This is a genomic window from Pseudoalteromonas sp. RB2-MNA-CIBAN-0110, assembly GCF_040309305.1.
Classification (GTDB): Bacteria; Pseudomonadota; Gammaproteobacteria; order Enterobacterales; family Alteromonadaceae; genus Pseudoalteromonas; species Pseudoalteromonas arctica.
The window spans coordinates 1-244 of sequence record NZ_JBEOOQ010000293.1 but is presented as its reverse complement, the minus strand read 5'-3'; the positions used below and the strand labels follow the sequence as shown (position 1 = coordinate 244).

The 244-nt window shown below is 39.3% G+C and carries 1 pseudogene; it reads left to right on the top strand.

Features of this window, described 5'->3' with window-relative positions:
- Nucleotides 1-244, top strand: a pseudogene (locus AAEY68_RS21545) (MotA/TolQ/ExbB proton channel family protein); the annotation flags it as partial.

Here is a 244-nt window from a genome sequence, read left to right as displayed (position 1 = left end):
CATCATCACCGTATTGCTTGCTGTAGGTCTTTTAATCTTCTTAGTACGTTTCGTTGATTTAGCGCTTACTACTTCTAAGATCAAAGCTCAGCTTAAGAACTTGTCTACACCGAATACAAACAACCCATTGGGTCGTATTCTTAAAGTGTACTCTGACAACAAAAATCAAGATGTTGAAAACCTTGAGCTTAAACTTGATGAAGCGATTCTACGTGAAACGCCACGCATCGAAGCGGGTATTAAC